Origin of the sequence: Rhodobium orientis (assembly GCF_003258835.1) — a bacterium.
Lineage (GTDB): Bacteria > Pseudomonadota > Alphaproteobacteria > Rhizobiales > Rhodobiaceae > Rhodobium > Rhodobium orientis.
This window is the reverse complement of the sequence record NZ_NPEV01000001.1, coordinates 106,784-123,133: the sequence shown is the minus strand read 5'-3', so window position 1 is coordinate 123,133 and position 16,350 is coordinate 106,784. Positions and strand designations below refer to the sequence as shown.

Below are 16,350 nucleotides of genomic sequence, written 5' to 3'. Positions count from 1 at the left end.
AACCACGATCCCGTTGCGGGAATTCGCCTGCGCGTCCTTGCCGCCGCCATTCGATGGCGTTCCCGCATTGACCCGAAAAGCCGGGCATGGTGTTCTCGCACCGCAAAGGCACCGTCCCAAGCCTTAAGCCGCGCCAAGAGCCTCATGCCGCGATCACACGCCTACAGCCTTCCGAATATCCTGACCTATGGCCGCATCGCCGCGGTGCCGATGGTCGTCGTCTGCTTTTTCGGCGAGGGGAAATTTTCGGGCAGCGACGCCGCCCGCTGGACGGCGGTCATCCTGTTCGTGCTCGCCAGCATCACCGATTTCCTCGACGGCTACCTGGCCCGCGCCTGGGACCAGCAGTCGTCCATCGGCCGCATGCTCGACCCGATCGCCGACAAGCTGCTGGTCGCCGCATGCCTGTTGCTGCTCGCCGCCGACGGCACCATCGCCGGCTGGTCGCTCTGGGCCGCCATCGTCATCCTGTGCCGCGAGATCCTGGTCTCGGGCTTGCGCGAATATCTCGCCGAGCTGAAGGTCAGCGTGCCGGTGACGCGGCTCGCCAAGTGGAAGACCACGGTACAACTCGTCGCCATCGGCTTCCTGCTGGCCGGCCCCGCCGGCGAGCGCTACCTGCCGGGCACGACGCTGATCGGCCTGACGCTGCTGTGGAGCGCGGCACTCGTCACCCTATATACCGGCTACGATTATTTCCGCGCCGGCATCGGCCACCTGTTCGAGGACGAATCGTGAAGCTTCTCTATTTCGCCTGGCTGCGGGAACGCGTCGGCAAGCCCGAGGAAAACGTCGACCTGCCGGCCGACGTCGCCACCGTCGCCGACCTCATCGCCTGGCTGAAGGGCCGCGGCGAGGAGTTCGAGTACGCCTTCGAGGCGCCCGAATTGATCCGCGTCGCCGTCGACCGGGTCCATGTGGAGCATGACACGGCGATAACCGGCGCCCGCGAGATCGCCATGTTCCCGCCGATGACCGGCGGCTGAGTTTCAATGCCTGCCACGATCCGCATCCAGGCCGAGCCCTTCGACCTCGCCGCCGAGAGTGAAAAACTGCTCGACGGCCGTGCCGACATCGGCGCGCTTGCCAGTTTCACCGGCTATGTCCGCGACGAGGACGGCCGGCTCTCCGCCTTGGAGCTGGAGCACTATCCGGGCATGGCCGAGGACGAGATCGGCCGCGTCGCGGCAAAGGCCGAAAGCCGCTGGGAGCTTCTCGGCCTCACCGCCATCCACCGCTACGGCAAGCTCGCGCCCGGCGATCCCATCGTGCTGGTCATCGCCGCCGCCTCGCACCGCCGCGCCGCCTTCGAGGCGGCCGAATATATGATGGACTATTTGAAGACCCGGGCGCCGTTCTGGAAGAAGGAACACCTGAAGGACGGCACGACCGGCGGCTGGGTCGAGGCCAAGGACGCCGACGACAGCGCCCTCCTGCGCTGGAAGGAGTAGGCCGTTCCTGGGCTGACCGCCGGCCGGCAGCAGGGCTGGATTGCCGCGTCGGCCTGACGGCCTCCTCGCAATGACGTTGAAACTGTTGGCAAATCCGTCATTGCGAGCGCAGCGAAGCAATCCAGAACAGCGGTTCGACCCGCAACACCCTCGCCCCTACTGCTCCGCCAGCAACAGCCGGCCCCCGAGCAGCACGAACGAGCCGGCGAATGCCCGCCGCATCCAGGCCAATACCGATGGCCTTGAGATGACGTGGCGGCGCACGGTGGCGGCGAACACCCCGTAAGCGACGAAGACGACAAAGGTCATCGCCATGAAGATGGCGCTGAGGAACACCATGGACCCGGTCGCGCCGGCGCTTTCCGGATCGATGAACTGCGGCAGGAAGGCGAGGAAGAAGATCGACAGCTTCGGATTGAGGATGTTGATGAGGATCGCCTTGACGATGATCCCGCCATGCCGCGTGGCGTCCTCGCGCACCTCCTCCCCCGGCGGCACGGACAGCGCGCCGCGCTCCTTCAGCATCGTCCAGGCGAGATAGAGCAGGTAGATCACGCCGGCGATCTTCAGCACCTGGAACGCCGTGGCGCTGGCGTGCAACAGCGCCGCCAGTCCGAGGATGGCGGCCGCCATATGCGGCACGATGCCGAGGGTGCAGCCGAACGCGGCGGCAATGCTGGCCTTGACCCCCTTCGACAGCCCCATGGCCAGCGTGAACAGGACGCCGGTGCCCGGCGCCAGCACGACGACGAAGGAGGTGACGAGGAATTCCGGGCTCATGGCGTGTCATCCAGGAAGGGGCATTTTTCGGCCGGCACTATGCGCTCCGGGACCTCTTCTCGCAAGGCATCCATCCGCCTCACGGCGCCGTCAGTTCGGTCGCCGGCTCGGCCCGCCGGCCGGCGATGAAGCGGTGCTCCTGGGTCCGCCCGCCGAAGCCCCAGTTCGGCGCCGGCACCTCGTCGACGACGATGTAGCTTTCCGTGCGCACCGCGCCGGTGAGCGCGCCCATCGCCGCGAACACCGCATCGATATAGGCCGAGATCTCCGCCTTGGTGTTGGTGCCGGCCGTCACCTTGACGTCGAGGGCGAAGCTCGCGCGCGCTGCGACGTCGCCAGCGAGCGGTTCGGCGCCGATGAACCAGCGGGCGGGATCGTGCTCGTGGACGATGACGGCGGTGACCTCGGGCGCCTTGCCGAGATGGCGGGCGGTGAGGTCGGTCAGAATCCGGGCGGCTTTGCCGGCGCGGTTGCCGTCCTTAGCGGCGGAAAGGGAAAGCGTCAGAAGCGGCATGTCGAAATATCCTTGCGGTGTGGGAAGCGATGCCGCGACCATGCCCGAAGGTTTTATTTGATAAAATCGAATTGTTCTTCGCCAAAGATTCGATAATATTGAATTATGAAGCCGTTCGATCCAACCCTGTTACAGGCCCTGGTCGCTTTTGCCGATACCGGCACGCTGGCCCGCGCCGCCGATATCGTCGGCCGCACGCCCTCCGCGGTGACTGCCCAGATGCAACGGCTGGAAGCAGCGGCCGGTGTGCCACTCTTGAGGGACGACGGAAGGCGCAAGGTGCTGACCGATGCCGGGTCTCGCCTCGTCGCCCATGCGCGGCGCATCCTCGCCGCAAACCGCGAAGCGCTGATGAGCGTTGCGGGCGCTGAAATCGACGGCCGGGTCGGCCTCGGCATCACCCAGGATTTCGCCAAAGGCCCGCTGACGGAGGTGCTCGCCCGCTTCGCCCGCACCCATCCGCGCGTGCGGCTCGACCTGCGCGTCGGCGGCACGGCGGACCTGACAGAGGCCTATCGGAGCGGTCAGATCGACCTCCTGGTCGTCTTGAGAAACGCCGTGGAGCCCGACGAGGTCGCCGTCTTTGCCGAACCGATGTGCTGGCTCGCCGCGCCGGGCGGCCTCGCGGCCGCGGACCAGAAAGACCTGCCGCTCGCCCTGATCGATCCGCCCTGCGCGTTCCGGGCAGGCGCCCTTTCAGCGCTCGACAGCGCGAGCCGTAGCTACCGGATCGCCGCCACCAGCCCGTCACTCGCCGGCTGCCTTGCCGCCGTCGCGGCGGGCGTTGCCGTCACCGCCCGCACGCCGCGCTGGGCCGCGGGGGATCTTGCGCCCGCGCCCGCCTCCCTCGACCTGCCGGCCTTGCCGAAGGCGGAGTATTCGATCCGCATGCGGCAGGAGGCCGGCGACGCCGCCCGGCGCCTCGGCGCCGCCCTCGCCGAAGACCTGCCGGACCGGCGGCCTGCTCAATCCACGGGATAGACCTTGCCGGTCTTCAGAACGAATTTCAGCGCCGGATAGCAGCCGTCCACGTATTTCTTCCAGCTTCGGTTGGCGTCGCCGCTGTCCTTCGACAGGCAATAGCCCTTGCCGTTGGAGGCGCCGAATGCGACGTTGTTCTCCTTGTTCTCTTCGTCCTCGTAGTCGATCTCGTCGATGAAGAATCCATCCTTGCCGCTGGTGCGCATGATGAAGTGGGTCGGGTTTCGTTCCGTGCCCTTCTTGTATTTGCCACGGGCCGGAAACTGGGTCGGTTCGGAAATATAAACCGCCCATTGGTTGGAATCGCATTGCGGCGGACCTTCCTTGAACTCCGGATGCTTGACCACGGCTTTCAGAGCCGACCAGACCAGAAAGGTTTCGGCCACATAGTTCGTCGTGGTCTCGTAGAGCTTCAGATCGTCGCGCCAGAACTCGACGGTAATCGTGTTCTTGGTCTCTTCGTTGTCGATCTCGCTGTGATCGCAATTCACCTTGATAATGTGGCGCTGATGCGTCGATTCGTTTGCGAGCCCCGGAGCCACCGCGACCGCCGACAGGCACATGACCCCAATTGCCGATGCCAGAATTGCCTTCATTGTTCCCCTCCTGTTTTGTTTCCGATTTTTGATATCGGTTATTAGTTGCATAAAATATTACCGACAATCAAACATTTCAATGCTACGGAGCGGCCCGTTTTGCGCGCGCAATCCGCCGAACGGACGGGTCGGCTCGCTGCGCGCCGGCCCACGCACGCAAAACGACCGGGAGATCGCTCTCCCGGCCGCTGATAATTTCAGGAGGTAACGCGCCGGCTCAGCCGACCGCGGCGACCTTTGCAGGCTCCTGCGGCAGCACCGCCGCCATGTAGTCTTCCATCAGCGTCTTGGTGATGTCGCCGACGGTGAAACTGTAGGGGCCGATCTCCGAGACCGGGGTGACCTCGGCCGCCGTACCGGTCAGGAAGCACTGCTCGAAGCCCTCCATTTCCTCCGGCAGGATCGCCCGCTCCACCACCTCGATCCCGCGCGCCTTCGCAAGGCCGATGACCGTGCGCCGCGTGATGCCGTCGAGGAAGCAGTCGGGCTTCGGCGTATGGATGACGCCGTCCTTGACGAAGAACACGTTGGCGCCGGTCGCCTCGGCCACCTGGCCGCGCCAGTCGAGCATCAGGGCATCGGCATAGCCCTTGGCTTCGGCCGCGTGCTTTGAGATCGTGCAGATCATGTAGAGCCCGGCCGCCTTCGACTTCGACGGCGCCGTACGCGGATCCGGCCGGCAATATTCGGCCATGTCGAGGCGGATGCCCTTCAGCCGCTCTTCCGGCGCGAAATAGCTCGGCCACTGCCACGCGGCGATCGCCAGATGGATGGTGTTGGCCTGCGCCGACACGCCCATCATCTCGCTGCCGCGCCAGGCGATCGGCCGCACATAGGCGTCGATCAGGTTCGCCCGGACGAGGAGCTGGTTACAGGCGTCGTTGATCACCTCGGCCGAATAGGGAATCGAAAAGCCGAGTACGCGGGCCGACTCGATCAACCGGTCAGTGTGCTCTTCAAGCTTGAAGATGGCGCCGCCATAGGCCCGCTCACCTTCGAACACGGCGCTGGCGTAATGCAGCCCGTGCGTCAGCACATGCACCTTGGCGTCGGTCCAGGGGACATAGGCCCCGTCATACCAGATCTCGCCGTCGCGCTGATCGAAAGGAATTCCCGCCATAATTTTCTCCACTGGCGCTTGCTCTCGCGCCCTTGTTGTTGCTGCGTCGCGATCCGTCCGCGGGCCGCCGGTTCATCCCCCGGGAAAGGGGCAGTGGCTTTTGCGTCGCGATAAAACAATCGATATCGTGCACACCGCCGGGAACGGACCTGCCACGCAAGTTCGTATGCCTCGAAATGGGGCCTTGCGACCGATCATTTCGTTTCGACGGGCATATGGGTAACAATCGACACGAAATAAGTCAATATGGCTGACATAAATTCTTCCTCCGCGAAAATACGCACGGCTGGACAGGATGGCGCCGGCGCCGCTGACGACGTCCGCGAACCCGATCTCGACTTCGAGCTGATCGAGCTTTTGTTCTTTGCCTACCGCGACTTCGTCAGCGATCCGGACACCATCCTTGCCGAATACGGCTTCGGGCGCGCCCATCACCGGGTGCTGCATTTCGTCAATCGGAACCCCGGCATCACCGTCACCGAGCTCCTCGATATCCTGAAGATCACCAAGCAGAGCCTCGGCCGGGTGCTGAAGCAGCTCGTGGAAAGCGGCTTCATCGAGCAGCAGACCGGATCCTTCGATCGCCGCCAGCGCCTGCTTTTCGCCACGACGGCCGGCCACGACCTGGCGATCCGCCTTGCCGCGCCGCAATCGCACCGTATTCTTGCCGCACTAGAGAAACTCCCTGCCGGGAGCGAGGCCGCCGCCCGCGACTTCCTCCTGCAACTCGTCAACGACACCGAACGCGCCGAGGTCCGGCGGCTGACGGCGAAACGCTAGAACGCGCGGCATCCGCGCGCGTGGAATGAAGACCCCATGGAGACCCAGGCAGTTCACCCGCCGGACGATGCCCCGCACCTTCTGGTGATCGACGACGACAGCCGCATCCGCGACCTGCTGTCGCGCTATCTCGGCAATCACGGCTTCCGCGTCACGGTCGCCGATTCCGCCGCCGCCGCACGGCGCAAGCTGGAGGCGCTGACCTTCGACGCCCTCGTCATCGACGTCATGATGCCGGGCGAAAGCGGCCTGGAGCTGACCTCGGCCCTGCGCAAGGCGTCCGACGTGCCGATCCTGATGCTGACCGCCCGCACCGAGGTCGAGCACCGCATCGAAGGCCTGGAGGTCGGCGCCGATGACTACCTGTCGAAGCCCTTCGAGCCGCGCGAGCTGCTGCTGCGCCTCGGCAACCTCTTGAAGCGCGGCGACGCCAAGCCCGTCGGCGTGCCGACCGAGGTCCGCTTCGGCCCCTTCACCTTCCACCTCGATCGGCGCGAGCTGAAAAAGGGCGACGACCTCATCCGCCTTACCGACCGGGAGCGCGGCCTGTTGCGCATCTTTGCCGAAAAGCCTGGCGAGACCGTGCCCCGGCACCTTCTCATCGGCGGCGACGGCAATCTCGGCGAGCGCACCGCCGACGTCCAGATCAACCGCCTGCGCCGCAAGCTGGAGCCCGACCCGACCAACCCGATCTATCTGCAGACGGTGCGCGGCGTCGGCTACCGGCTGATGTGCGACTGACGGGCCGGCGATGGCGACCAGCGACACCTCCCCGGCCGTCCGCTCGCGCCTCGCCCGCCTCTGGCGGCTCGTCCGCGGCGGCTACAACATCGTCGCCGGCACCCTCCACAACTACATGCCGAAGGGGCTCTACGGCCGCGCTCTCATCATCATCGTCGCACCGATGGTGCTGCTGCAGTCGGTGCTCGCCTTCGTCTTCATGGAGCGTCACTGGGAGACCGTCACCAACCGCCTGTCCGACGCCACGGTGCGCGATATCGCCGCGCTGATCTCCATCGCCGAACAGTATCCCCAGGACGACAACTACGAAAAGCTCTCCGAAATCGCCCGCGACGACCTGCAGATCATCATGGTGATGATGCCGCCGGGCCCGCTTCCGCCGCCCGCGCCGAAACCGTTCTTCTCGCTGCTCGACCGGGCGCTCAGCCGCAAGATTTCCAAGCAAGTCGGCAAGCCGTTCTGGATCGACACGGTCGGCCGCTCGGACCTTGTGGAGATCCGCGTCCAGCTCGACCATTCGATCATGCGCATCTTCGCCAAGCGCAGCCACACCTACGCCTCCAACTCCTACATCTTCGTCATCTGGATGGTCTCCACCTCGCTGGTACTGATCATCATCGCCATCCTGTTCCTGCGTAACCAGATCCGCCCGATCCAGCAGCTCGCCAACGCCGCCGAAAGCCTCGGCCGCGGCCACGAGGTGGCGGATTTGCGGCCGCGCGGCTCGCGCGAGGTGCGCCTGGCGACCGAGGCGTTCCTGGAAATGCGCGGCCGCATCGCCCGCCACATCGAGCAGAGAACGGTCATGCTCGCCGGCGTCAGCCATGATCTCAGGACCGTCCTCACCCGCTTCCGCCTGGAGCTGGAACTGATCGGCGAGGGCCCGGAGATCGACGCCCTGAAGCGCGACGTCGACGAAATGCAGGCGATGTTGGAGACCTATCTCACCTTCGTGCGCGGCGACGGCGACGAGACCGTCACCGCCACCGACCTGGCGGCGATCGTGGAGGACCTTGAGATCGAGGCCGAGGCGCTCGGCGCGACGGTCACCTCGCGCATTGAACTGACGACCGACGTGGCGGTGAAGCCGAACGCCTTCAAGCGGATGCTGCTCAACCTCGTCACCAACGCCGCCGGCCACGCCGACCATGTGGAGATCGCCGCCCGCAACGCCGGCAACGCCGTCGTACTGGTCATCGACGACAACGGCCCGGGCATCCCCGAGGAGGAGCTGGAGACGGTGTTCCGGCCTTTCTACCGCCTCGACACGGCCCGCAACCAGGACCGCCACGGCACCGGCCTCGGCCTCGCCATCGTCCGCGACATCGCAAGGGCCCATGGCGGCGAGATCAGCCTCTCGCGCTCCCCCCTCGGCGGCCTCAGGGCGACGATCCGCATCCCGATCTAAGAGGCAGGCGCCCGCGATAGGATTGGAATCATGGGAGATTCCGTCATTGCGAGCGAAGCGAAGCAATCCAGAGCGGCGGTGCGTTGTCCAAATGCCGAGAGGTGGTCTCTGCCATCATCCGAGGCGACAGCCGAGCCTCGTGCCCGACGCACCCTCGTAACCTGTCGCAACCGTTTGCTGGATTGCCGCGTCGGCCTGTCGGCCTCCTCGCAATGACGTTGAAAAGTCTGCGGAAACCCACTGAAGCCGTCATCGCGAGCGCAGCGAAGCAATCCGGCATGACCGAGCCAGTGGTGTCGCTCCGCACTGCCGCAAACTCTCCCGTCACCCCGGCCGAAGCGAAGCGGAGAGCCGGGGCCCATTGCCCCCATCGACACGGTAGCCCGTGGCGGGTCTTGGCACGGCCGACACCCACGCAAACGCGCCGTTCCCTCAACACCCGGCATACCGTGTGGAGAAGGGCACTAGGCCCCGGGTCAAGCCCGCGGTGACGAGCGTGTTTGGGTCAAAGGGAATTTAGCCGCCGCTATCGCCGCGCCATGGGGCTAACGCCCCGTCAGGCAGCCTTCAGGGCCGGAGCATCAAAAGCCCCGCCAACCTCAATAAAGCCGCCCGCCATTCGCCACCGGGCGCTCGATGGCGGCGAGCACCACCTCGCCATTGGCGTCGGGAAAGCCCATCGTCAGCACCTCGGACATGAACTTGCCGATCTGGCGCGGCGGGAAGTTGACGACCGCCATCACCTGCCGACCGACCAATTCATCGCGCGTGTAGTTGACGGTGATCTGCGCCGACGACTTCTTGACGCCGATCTCCGGGCCGAAATCGATCTTCAGCTTGTAGGCGGGCTTGCGCGCTTCCGGATAGGGCTCGGCCTCGACGATGGTGCCGACGCGGATATCGACCTTCAGGAAGTCGTCGAACGTGATCTGCTGCGCCGGGGCACCGTCGCTCATGGAAGAACCTTTCGGAATGTGCCGATCAGGCGGCCGTTGCGTCGGCGCCCTCCGCGGGGAAATCCTTCAGATGATCGTCCTGGCGGACCGAACGCCGCCGGCCGCAGCGCCGGGACATGCGCTCGAGCCGGGAGACCACCTTCTCGCCGCGCCTGAGCTCCTTGTCGAGCGCCGACATGGTGCGCGCCAGCCCCGGATCGTCATCCTTCAGCCAGGTGCGGAACACCTTGGCATAGGTCAGGACCATGCCCTTGACCTTGGCAAGGCCAACGATCCCCGAGGTGTCGATCCCGGCCCCCGTCAGCATCCAGTTCTGGGAGACGGACGAAAGCCGGGCGAGCGCCATCGTCAGGAACGGGTCGCGCCTTGCCGAATGGCCCAGCGAGGCGAGTGCCGCCTTGTAGGGCGCCAGCGCATCGAAGCGGCGCATGACGACGTCGAACAGCCGGTCGCGCGGCGTCTCGTCGGCCGCGCCCTCTTCCTCGCCCTTCAGCACCGCCATGTCGATGCGACGGAAGAAGTCGGCGAGGATCGCCAGCTTGCCGTCATAGGCATCGCGCAGGGTGGCAAGGTCGACCTTCGCCTCCTCGGCGATGGCCACCAGCGAGATCTCCTCGAAGGCGCGGGTCTCGGCCAGCGCCATAAAGGCATCGATGATTTTCTTGCGATTGCGGTCCGTAGCCATGGATCACCTCTCCTTTGCGGCCAAGATAGGACGCCGCGGCCGCGGGAAAAAGGGTAGACGGGTAGTGGGTTTTCCTGTCGGCGCTAGCCGGCAAGCTCGCGCGAGCGCTTCGTTGCAGCCGCAACCGCCTCGCGCATCAGCCCGGCAAGCCCGCCCTCCTCGGCCATCAGCACGTTCAGCGCGGCAGCGGTCGTGCCGCCTGGAGACGTGACATTCTGCCGCAGCGTTGCAGCATCGAGATCGGAGCGGTGGAGCAGCTCGCCCGCCCCGGTGACGGTCTGGCGGGCAAGCGTCATGGCGAGATCGGCGTCGAGTCCAGCCGCACGGCCAGCTTCCGCCAGCGCTTCGACGAGAAAGAACACATAGGCCGGGCCGGAGCCGGAAACACCGGTCGCGGCATCGATCAGCTCCTCATCCTCGACCCAACCGACCTTGCCGACGGCGGACAGGAGATCCGTGACGACGGCGCGCTGCGCACGACCAACGTCACATGTGGCAACGGCCACCGTCATGCCGCGGCCGACCTGGGCCGGCGTGTTGGGGATGGAGCGCACCACGTTATCGGTACCGAGGCCTACCGACAGCGTCGCGATGGTCGTCCCGGCGGCGATGGAGACGACGACGGTCTCGGACCCGACCACCGGCCGCAAGGCGGGTAGCACGTCACCCATCATCTGCGGCTTGACCGCGACGAGCAGGACGGCGGCGGTGACATCGTCCGGCGCCGAAGCCTCCAGGCGAATACCCTTTTGGGAAATCAGGTTGGCGATCTCCGGCGGCGGGCCCGGGTCGATGACCGTCACGCCCGCCGGGTCGAGCCCCATGTCGAGCCAGCCGGCCAGCATCGCCCCGCCCATCTTGCCGGAGCCGGCAAGAACGAGCGGCGTTGCCGCGGCAAGGCTCATGCCTCGCCTGCCGTCTCGAAAAGCGCGGTGTCGAGCGCCTCGTTGGCGCTGCGACCGGCCCAGACGACGAACTGGAAGGCCTGGTAGTAGCGCTCGCAGGATTCTAGCGCGTTGCCGAGCATGCCCTCGACCTGCTGGCTGGTCGCCTCCGCGCCGCCGGCAAGCAACAGCGACTGGCGGAACATGACGAAGCCTTCCTGGTTCCACAGGTCGAAATGGCCCATCCAGAGCTGTTCGTTGACCAGCGCCAGGAGCCGCATCACCTCGATCTTGCGCTGTTCGGTGACCTTCAGGTCGAACGCGCAGGCCAGGTGCAGTGCCTCGATGTCCTCCAGCCAGGAGAACGAGACGTGGTAGTCGCACCACTGTCCGGAAATGGAGATGGTAATTTCGTCGTCGCCGGAACGCTCAAACGCCCAGTCGTGGAACGAGGCGATCTGCTCGATCATGTCGACGGGGTTGGTGTGGCGTTCGATCTCGAAATCGATGAGGCTCATGGCGACCTCGCACGTAAGAAAAGAACCGGTTCGGCAACGCAAAACACCGACGCCGAAAAGAACGATCCGATCTGCCCCAAACAAGACCGACTCAAGCGGGCACCCGGCGGGATCGTCGGTGCCGATTGCGTCACCACTGTGACACCCGGCACGAATCCCCTTTGAGAATCAGTATAGATGTCCCGATGCGCATATTGAAAGGCCCTGCGGTCATGCGGCCCAAGGCACCTGTGGATTAGCAGTATTTCCGGTATCCATCGTCGATGCCGCAGCGCACACAATGCGCCTGCCGCAGATAGCAACATGCGCGCGACGGCACGCCGAAACGGCTGTTTCTCTCAGATCACGGGTCGTCAGGCCTTGCCGGCGGCCTTTGCGGCCGGCTTTTTCGCGGGCTTCTTCGGCGCCGCGCCCTTGCCTTCCAGTTCGGCCACCCGGGCCTCCAGCGCGCCGACCCGCTCAGCGAGCCCGTCGGCCTCCTTGCGGGCGTTGGCGGCAAGTTCCATCGCCGCGTCGAAATCCTCGCGGCGGACGATGTCCATATCGGCGAGGAACCGTTCGGCCTGGCCGCGCACCATGGTCTCGACCTCGCGGCGCATGCCCTGGGCAACGCCGGAGGCGTCGGTCATCAGCTTGGCGAATTCGTCGAAAAGCTTGTTGTTGGTCTGCGTCATATCGGGGATTCCTTGCGCACGGCGGCGGTTCTGCTTTCCTATCAGGTAAGCGGGTTTGCCTGCGGTTTCAACTGCGCCGGGCCAACCCCGCGCTTTGCCGCACGGCGGGCGCAGCGCCGCGACGGGCACCGGCAGGCAGCCGCGTCATCGTCCTGCCACGTCGCCATGGCCGGGTGCGGCCTCGTCCAGTCCCAGCGCTTGACGTTTTTCGCACGGCCCGGCAAGGCTGCGCCGACGCCGACCGCAAAAAGGCCCCACATGCCGACCCTCGTCCTTCCCTATCCGGCGATAGACCCGGTGCTGATCTCCATCGGTCCGTTCGCGATCCGCTGGTACGCCCTTGCCTATATCGCCGGCATCCTGCTCGGCTGGTGGTATGCTCGCCGGCTGGCCGCGCGCGAGGAGCTGTGGCGCGGCAGGCCGGCGATGACGCCGACCGACATCGACGATTTCGTCGTCTGGGCGACGCTCGGCATCGTCCTCGGCGGCCGTCTCGGCTACGTGCTGTTCTACAAGCCCGCCTTCTACCTCGCCAATCCGCTGGAGATCTTCCAGGTCTGGCAGGGCGGCATGGCCTTCCATGGCGGCTTCCTCGGCGTCGTCGTCGCCATGATCCTGTTCGCCCGCAACCGCCGCATCAATGTCTGGAGCCTCTTCGATGTGATCGCGGCAAGCGTCCCGTTCGGCCTGTTCTTCGGGCGCATCGCCAATTTCATCAATGCCGAGCTGTTCGGCCGGCCGACGGACGTGCCCTGGGCGATGGTCTTTCCGACCGACCATTTCCAGCTTCCGCGCCACCCGAGCCAGCTCTACGAGGCCACCCTCGAGGGCATCGTCCTCTTCCTCTTGCTGCGCCTCCTCACCCACAAAGCAAAGGTGCTCGACAAGCCCGGCTTCATCGCCGGCGCCTTCGCCGCGCTCTATGGCTGCACCCGCGTCATCGGCGAGTTCTTCCGCATGCCCGACGCCCATATCGGCTTCCTCGCCGGTGGCCTGACCATGGGCATGCTGCTGTCGCTGCCGATGATCCTCGTCGGCATCGCCCTGATGACCTGGGCCGCACGCCGCAAGGCCCGCGCCGCCGGTAGCGAAGGCGCGGGGGCGCCGCGCCGATGACCGATACGCTCAGCGACCGGCTCGTCGCCCGCATCCGCGAGACCGGGCCGATCACCGTTGCCGCCTATATGGCCGAATGCCTCGCCGACCCGGGGGACGGCTACTACATGCGCGGCGATCCCTTCGGCACGGCCGGCGACTTCGTGACCGCTCCGGAAGTGAGCCAGATGTTCGGCGAGCTGATCGGCGCCTGGACCCTTGCACTCTGGTACAAGATCGGCGCGCCGGATCCCGTCCGCCTCGTCGAGCTGGGCCCCGGGCGCGGCACGCTGATGGCCGATTTTTTGCGCGTCGCCAGCCTTGACCCGGCCTTCCTGAAGGCCGCTTCCCTGCATCTCGTCGAGATCAGCCCGGCGCTGAAACAGCGCCAGGCCGAAACGTTGAGCGGCGCACCCCTGACACCCGAGTGGCACGACCGCTTCGAGGACGTGCCGGACGGCCCGGCGCTGGTCGTCGCCAACGAGTTCTTCGACGCCCTGCCGGTCCACCAGTTCGTGCGGACGGAGAGCGGCTGGCAGGAACGCCTCGTCGGCCTCGATGCGGATGGGGCCCTGGCCTTCGTCGTCGGCTCCACCCGCCTGCCCGACACCGCCGTGCCGGCGGCCTGCCGCGGCGCCAAAGTGGGCGCCATCCTGGAGACCTCGCCGGCAAGCACCGCTGCAATGGCCGCGATCGCGGATCGTATCGTGAAGCACGGCGGCGGCGCCCTTGCCATCGACTACGGGCACCTCGCAACCGCGCCCGGCGACACCTTCCAGGCCGTCCGCGGCCACGCCTATGCGGACCCGCTGAAAAAACCGGGCCAGGCCGACCTCACAGCCCATGTGGATTTCCAGGCCCTTGGCGAAGCAGCCGAGGCAGCGGGAGCCGTCGCCCATTCCGGCCTTACTCAGGCCGATTTTCTCCTCAGACTGGGCCTCATCGAGCGCGCCGGCCGGCTCGGCCACGGCCAGGAGGAAAGGGTGCAGAACGACATTCGCGATGCGGTGGAGCGCCTTGCAGGCCCCGACGCCATGGGCCATCTCTTCAAGGTGCTGGCCGTCACCGGCCCCGGAATCCTGCCGGAACCGTTTGACAGCCGGCCCGCAGCACCGCACGATCCATGAAGAATGATGACTTGCTAATGAAACGGGGATCCATGATCGAAGCGCCGGACCTCGCCGCGCTCACGGGCATTCGCCACGGCTTCTTTACGCGCAATGGCGGCGTTTCCAAAGGGGTTTATCAGAGCCTCAATATCGGCCTCGGCTCCGACGACGACCGCGAGGCGGTTCTGGAAAATCGCAGGCGAGTCGCGGACGGCCTCGACGTTGCCGCCGACCGGCTCGCCCTGCCCTACCAGATCCATTCGCCCGACGTCGCCGTGCTCGACGCCCCCTGGGGCGCCGAGGAACGCCCGCGCGTCGATGCCGTCGTCACCGCAACGCCGGGGATCGCCGTCGGCGTCACCACGGCCGACTGCGGGCCGGTGCTCTTTGCCGATGCGGATGCCGGCGTCGTCGGCGCCGCCCACGCCGGATGGAAAGGCGCCGTCGGGGGCGTTCTGGACAACACCATTGCGGCGATGGAAGGAAAAGGCGCGCGCCGGGAGCGTATCCATGCCGTCCTCGGCCCGACGATCTCGGTGAAGAACTATGAGGTCGGGCCGGAATTCGTCGAAAGGTTTCTGGACGAGGATGCGACCAATCGGCGCTTTTTCGGCGATGCCGAACGCGACGGCCACAAATACTTTGACTTGCCGGGTTACATTATGCAGCGACTTGAAAGATGCGGCGTGAAGAAGGCGGCGATGCTGGGGCTGTGCACCTACGCGGACGAGGCCCGTTTCTACTCCTATCGCCGGGCGACCCACCGCCGGGAACCCGACTACGGCCGGCTGGCCTCGGCAATCGTCCTGGCCGGCTGAGCCGACAGCAAGGAGCGGCGCCGATCGCTCCATAAAGACAGAACGGCCGGTGCGGCCGACGAGGGAGAGACACATGGCCCTTCATTTCCCGCTGGAAGAATACGACGACCGACGAGCGCAGGTGCTGGAGAAGATGGACGAGCGGCATCTGGATGCCATGCTCATCTTCGCCCAGGAGAGCATGTACTGGCTGACCGGCTACGACACCTTCGGGTTCGCCTTCTTCCAGTGCCTGATCTTCACCCGCAAGGACCAGTTCGTGCTGTTCACGCGCGCGCCGGACCTGCGCCAGGCCAAGCACACCTCGCTGATCGACGACGTCCGGGTCTGGCAGGAGCGGGGCGCCCGCAATCCGGCCGGGCCGCTGCGCGATCTGCTCGACGATCTCGATCTCCTCGGCGCCCGCATTGGCGTCGAATACAACACCCACGGCCTGATCGGCAGCAATGCGCGGGTGCTGGACGAGATGCTGCGCTCCTTCGCCCGCGCCGAGGACGCCTCCGACCTGATCCCGCCGCTGCGCGCGGTCAAGTCGCCGGCGGAAATCGCGGTCGTGCGCGAGGCCGCCGCCTATGGCGATGCCGCGCTTGAGGCCGGCATTGCGAGCATCGAGCCGGGCGCCAATGAGGGCCACATCCTCGCCGCCATGCAGAACGCGGTCTTTGAGGCCGGCGGCGACTATCCCGGCAACCCCTTCGTCATCGGCTCCGGCCCGGACGCGCTGCTGTGCCGCTACAAGTCCGGCCGCCGCAAGCTGGAGGCCCAGGACCAGATCACCATGGAGATCGCTGGCGTCGCCCACCACTACCATGCAGCGCTGATGCGCACCGTCATCGTCGGCGAGCCGACCAAGCGGCACCTGGAACTCTACGAATCGGCGCGCGAGACCATCGCCGAGATCGAGAAGGTCCTGAAGCCCGGCACCAAGTTCGCCGACGTTTTCGAGACCTATGCGCGCGAATCGGACTCCCGCGGCCTTGCCCCGCACCGGCTCAACGCCTGCGGCTACTCCCTCGGCGCCCGCTTCGCGCCGTCCTGGATGGACTGGCCGATGTTCTACCGCGACAACCGCGCCGAGGTGGTGCCGGACATGGTGCTCTTCGTCCACATCATCCTTGCCGATTCCTCGACCGAGACGGCGATGACCCTCGGCCGCACGTACCTGACCACCGACGGAGCGCCCGAGCCGCTGTCGAAGCTGAGCCTCGACCTCGTCACCAAATAGCCTCGCAACGGCCGT

General features: G+C 66.1%; 20 protein-coding genes. 11 read left to right on the top strand and 9 right to left on the bottom strand.

The genetic code is table 11. The features are described 5' to 3' along the window. The first annotated feature begins 144 nt into the window (after positions 1-144). Genes pgsA through CH339_RS00595 form a run of 3 tightly spaced genes read left to right on the top strand, consistent with a single transcriptional unit; the run spans position 145 to position 1,451 of the window. Positions 145-738, top strand: a complete 594-nt coding sequence (gene pgsA, locus CH339_RS00605; protein WP_111432320.1) for a CDP-diacylglycerol--glycerol-3-phosphate 3-phosphatidyltransferase — start codon at positions 145-147, stop codon at positions 736-738. Next, entirely contained in the window at positions 735-986 is a 252-nt protein-coding gene (gene moaD / locus CH339_RS00600; protein ID WP_111432319.1) for a molybdopterin converting factor subunit 1, read from the top strand. Before pgsA ends, moaD begins: the two co-directional genes overlap by 4 nt. A 6-nt stretch (positions 987-992) precedes the next feature. Beyond that, positions 993-1,451, top strand: a complete 459-nt coding sequence (locus tag CH339_RS00595) for a molybdenum cofactor biosynthesis protein MoaE (protein ID WP_111432318.1) — start codon at positions 993-995, stop codon at positions 1,449-1,451. Positions 1,452-1,607: 156 nt separating this feature from the next. Here CH339_RS00595 and CH339_RS00590 read toward each other — a convergent pair whose 3' ends face one another. Beyond that, positions 1,608-2,231, bottom strand: a complete 624-nt coding sequence (locus tag CH339_RS00590; RefSeq protein ID WP_111432317.1) for a LysE family translocator — start codon at positions 2,229-2,231, stop codon at positions 1,608-1,610. Positions 2,232-2,310: 79 nt separating this feature from the next. Then, entirely contained in the window at positions 2,311-2,745 is a 435-nt protein-coding gene (locus tag CH339_RS00585) for a tautomerase family protein (protein WP_111432490.1), read from the bottom strand. Positions 2,746-2,850: 105 nt separating this feature from the next. Between CH339_RS00585 and CH339_RS00580 the strand changes: the two genes are divergently transcribed. Beyond that, positions 2,851-3,726, top strand: coding sequence for a LysR substrate-binding domain-containing protein (locus CH339_RS00580; protein ID WP_111432316.1), 876 nt, complete (start codon positions 2,851-2,853; stop codon positions 3,724-3,726). Here CH339_RS00580 and CH339_RS00575 read toward each other — a convergent pair. Further along, the gene (locus tag CH339_RS00575; RefSeq protein WP_146610084.1) at positions 3,711-4,322 is read right to left on the bottom strand and encodes a hypothetical protein; all 612 of its coding nucleotides are present in this window, start codon (positions 4,320-4,322) and stop codon (positions 3,711-3,713) included. The two genes, CH339_RS00580 and CH339_RS00575, sit on opposite strands and share 16 nt — an antisense overlap. 217 nt (positions 4,323-4,539) lie before the next feature. Continuing rightward, positions 4,540-5,442 carry a branched-chain amino acid aminotransferase gene (locus tag CH339_RS00570; RefSeq protein WP_111432314.1) on the bottom strand — a complete coding sequence of 301 codons (903 nt, stop codon included), beginning with the start codon at positions 5,440-5,442 and terminating at the stop codon, positions 4,540-4,542. A 246-nt stretch (positions 5,443-5,688) separates the two neighbouring features. Here CH339_RS00570 and CH339_RS00565 point away from each other — a divergent pair, with 246 nt between their 5' ends. The 3 genes from CH339_RS00565 to CH339_RS00555 are packed head-to-tail and all read left to right on the top strand — an operon-like array spanning position 5,689 to position 8,371. After that, positions 5,689-6,222: a MarR family winged helix-turn-helix transcriptional regulator gene (locus CH339_RS00565; protein WP_111432313.1), complete on the top strand. Its 534-nt coding sequence runs from the start codon at positions 5,689-5,691 to the stop codon at positions 6,220-6,222. 36 nt (positions 6,223-6,258) lie between these two features. Beyond that, on the top strand, positions 6,259-6,963 hold the full coding sequence (locus CH339_RS00560; RefSeq protein WP_111432312.1) for a response regulator: 705 nt from the start codon (positions 6,259-6,261) through the stop codon (positions 6,961-6,963). A 10-nt stretch (positions 6,964-6,973) separates the two neighbouring features. Then, a complete protein-coding gene (locus CH339_RS00555) occupies positions 6,974-8,371 on the top strand; it encodes an ATP-binding protein (protein WP_111432311.1) in 1,398 nt (465 codons plus the stop codon). Between the two features lie 599 nt (positions 8,372-8,970). Here the strand turns inward: CH339_RS00555 and CH339_RS00550 are convergent. The 5 genes from CH339_RS00550 to CH339_RS00530 all read right to left on the bottom strand — a co-directional run bounded on the left by CH339_RS00550 (position 8,971) and on the right by CH339_RS00530 (position 12,088). After that, the gene (locus tag CH339_RS00550) at positions 8,971-9,327 is read right to left on the bottom strand and encodes a tRNA-binding protein (protein ID WP_111432310.1); all 357 of its coding nucleotides are present in this window, start codon (positions 9,325-9,327) and stop codon (positions 8,971-8,973) included. Between the two features lie 25 nt (positions 9,328-9,352). Next, on the bottom strand, positions 9,353-10,012 hold the full coding sequence (locus CH339_RS00545) for a TetR/AcrR family transcriptional regulator (protein WP_111432309.1): 660 nt from the start codon (positions 10,010-10,012) through the stop codon (positions 9,353-9,355). Positions 10,013-10,095: 83 nt separating this feature from the next. Further along, the gene (gene proC / locus CH339_RS00540) at positions 10,096-10,917 is read right to left on the bottom strand and encodes a pyrroline-5-carboxylate reductase (protein WP_111432308.1); all 822 of its coding nucleotides are present in this window, start codon (positions 10,915-10,917) and stop codon (positions 10,096-10,098) included. Further along, positions 10,914-11,414, bottom strand: a complete 501-nt coding sequence (locus tag CH339_RS00535) for a type III secretion system chaperone family protein (protein WP_111432307.1) — start codon at positions 11,412-11,414, stop codon at positions 10,914-10,916. The genes proC and CH339_RS00535 overlap by 4 nt, the downstream gene beginning before the upstream one ends. 353 nt (positions 11,415-11,767) lie before the next feature. Continuing rightward, the gene (locus CH339_RS00530; protein WP_111432306.1) at positions 11,768-12,088 is read right to left on the bottom strand and encodes an accessory factor UbiK family protein; all 321 of its coding nucleotides are present in this window, start codon (positions 12,086-12,088) and stop codon (positions 11,768-11,770) included. A gap of 258 nt (positions 12,089-12,346) precedes the next feature. On the opposite strand from CH339_RS00530, the gene lgt reads away from it, so the two are divergent. From lgt to CH339_RS00510, 4 genes are all read left to right on the top strand, one after another. After that, on the top strand, positions 12,347-13,204 hold the full coding sequence (lgt, locus tag CH339_RS00525; protein WP_111432489.1) for a prolipoprotein diacylglyceryl transferase: 858 nt from the start codon (positions 12,347-12,349) through the stop codon (positions 13,202-13,204). Beyond that, on the top strand, positions 13,201-14,310 hold the full coding sequence (locus tag CH339_RS00520) for a class I SAM-dependent methyltransferase (RefSeq protein ID WP_111432305.1): 1,110 nt from the start codon (positions 13,201-13,203) through the stop codon (positions 14,308-14,310). The genes lgt and CH339_RS00520 overlap by 4 nt, the downstream gene beginning before the upstream one ends. Positions 14,311-14,327: 17 nt before the next feature. Then, a complete protein-coding gene (gene pgeF / locus CH339_RS00515; RefSeq protein ID WP_245408083.1) occupies positions 14,328-15,110 on the top strand; it encodes a peptidoglycan editing factor PgeF in 783 nt (260 codons plus the stop codon). Between the two features lie 73 nt (positions 15,111-15,183). Then, on the top strand, positions 15,184-16,335 hold the full coding sequence (locus tag CH339_RS00510) for a M24 family metallopeptidase (protein ID WP_111432303.1): 1,152 nt from the start codon (positions 15,184-15,186) through the stop codon (positions 16,333-16,335). The last annotated feature ends 15 nt before the right edge of the window (positions 16,336-16,350 follow it).

Bases quoted from the DNA above. Each gene is read 5' to 3' on its own strand.
- pgsA (WP_111432320.1), top strand. From the start codon at position 145: ATGCCGCGATCACACGCCTACAGCCTTCCGAATATCCTGACCTATGGC.
- CH339_RS00595 (WP_111432318.1), top strand. From the start codon at position 993: ATGCCTGCCACGATCCGCATCCAGGCCGAGCCCTTCGACCTCGCCGCC.
- CH339_RS00590 (WP_111432317.1), bottom strand. From the start codon at position 2,231: ATGAGCCCGGAATTCCTCGTCACCTCCTTCGTCGTCGTGCTGGCGCCG.
- CH339_RS00585 (WP_111432490.1), bottom strand. From the start codon at position 2,745: ATGCCGCTTCTGACGCTTTCCCTTTCCGCCGCTAAGGACGGCAACCGC.
- CH339_RS00580 (WP_111432316.1), top strand. From the start codon at position 2,851: ATGAAGCCGTTCGATCCAACCCTGTTACAGGCCCTGGTCGCTTTTGCC.
- CH339_RS00575 (WP_146610084.1), bottom strand. From the start codon at position 4,322: ATGAAGGCAATTCTGGCATCGGCAATTGGGGTCATGTGCCTGTCGGCG.
- CH339_RS00570 (WP_111432314.1), bottom strand. From the start codon at position 5,442: ATGGCGGGAATTCCTTTCGATCAGCGCGACGGCGAGATCTGGTATGAC.
- CH339_RS00565 (WP_111432313.1), top strand. From the start codon at position 5,689: ATGGCTGACATAAATTCTTCCTCCGCGAAAATACGCACGGCTGGACAG.
- CH339_RS00560 (WP_111432312.1), top strand. From the start codon at position 6,259: ATGGAGACCCAGGCAGTTCACCCGCCGGACGATGCCCCGCACCTTCTG.
- CH339_RS00555 (WP_111432311.1), top strand. From the start codon at position 6,974: ATGGCGACCAGCGACACCTCCCCGGCCGTCCGCTCGCGCCTCGCCCGC.
- CH339_RS00550 (WP_111432310.1), bottom strand. From the start codon at position 9,327: ATGAGCGACGGTGCCCCGGCGCAGCAGATCACGTTCGACGACTTCCTG.
- CH339_RS00545 (WP_111432309.1), bottom strand. From the start codon at position 10,012: ATGGCTACGGACCGCAATCGCAAGAAAATCATCGATGCCTTTATGGCG.
- proC (WP_111432308.1), bottom strand. From the start codon at position 10,917: ATGAGCCTTGCCGCGGCAACGCCGCTCGTTCTTGCCGGCTCCGGCAAG.
- CH339_RS00535 (WP_111432307.1), bottom strand. From the start codon at position 11,414: ATGAGCCTCATCGATTTCGAGATCGAACGCCACACCAACCCCGTCGAC.
- CH339_RS00530 (WP_111432306.1), bottom strand. From the start codon at position 12,088: ATGACGCAGACCAACAACAAGCTTTTCGACGAATTCGCCAAGCTGATG.
- lgt (WP_111432489.1), top strand. From the start codon at position 12,347: ATGCCGACCCTCGTCCTTCCCTATCCGGCGATAGACCCGGTGCTGATC.
- CH339_RS00520 (WP_111432305.1), top strand. From the start codon at position 13,201: ATGACCGATACGCTCAGCGACCGGCTCGTCGCCCGCATCCGCGAGACC.
- pgeF (WP_245408083.1), top strand. From the start codon at position 14,328: ATGAAACGGGGATCCATGATCGAAGCGCCGGACCTCGCCGCGCTCACG.
- CH339_RS00510 (WP_111432303.1), top strand. From the start codon at position 15,184: ATGGCCCTTCATTTCCCGCTGGAAGAATACGACGACCGACGAGCGCAG.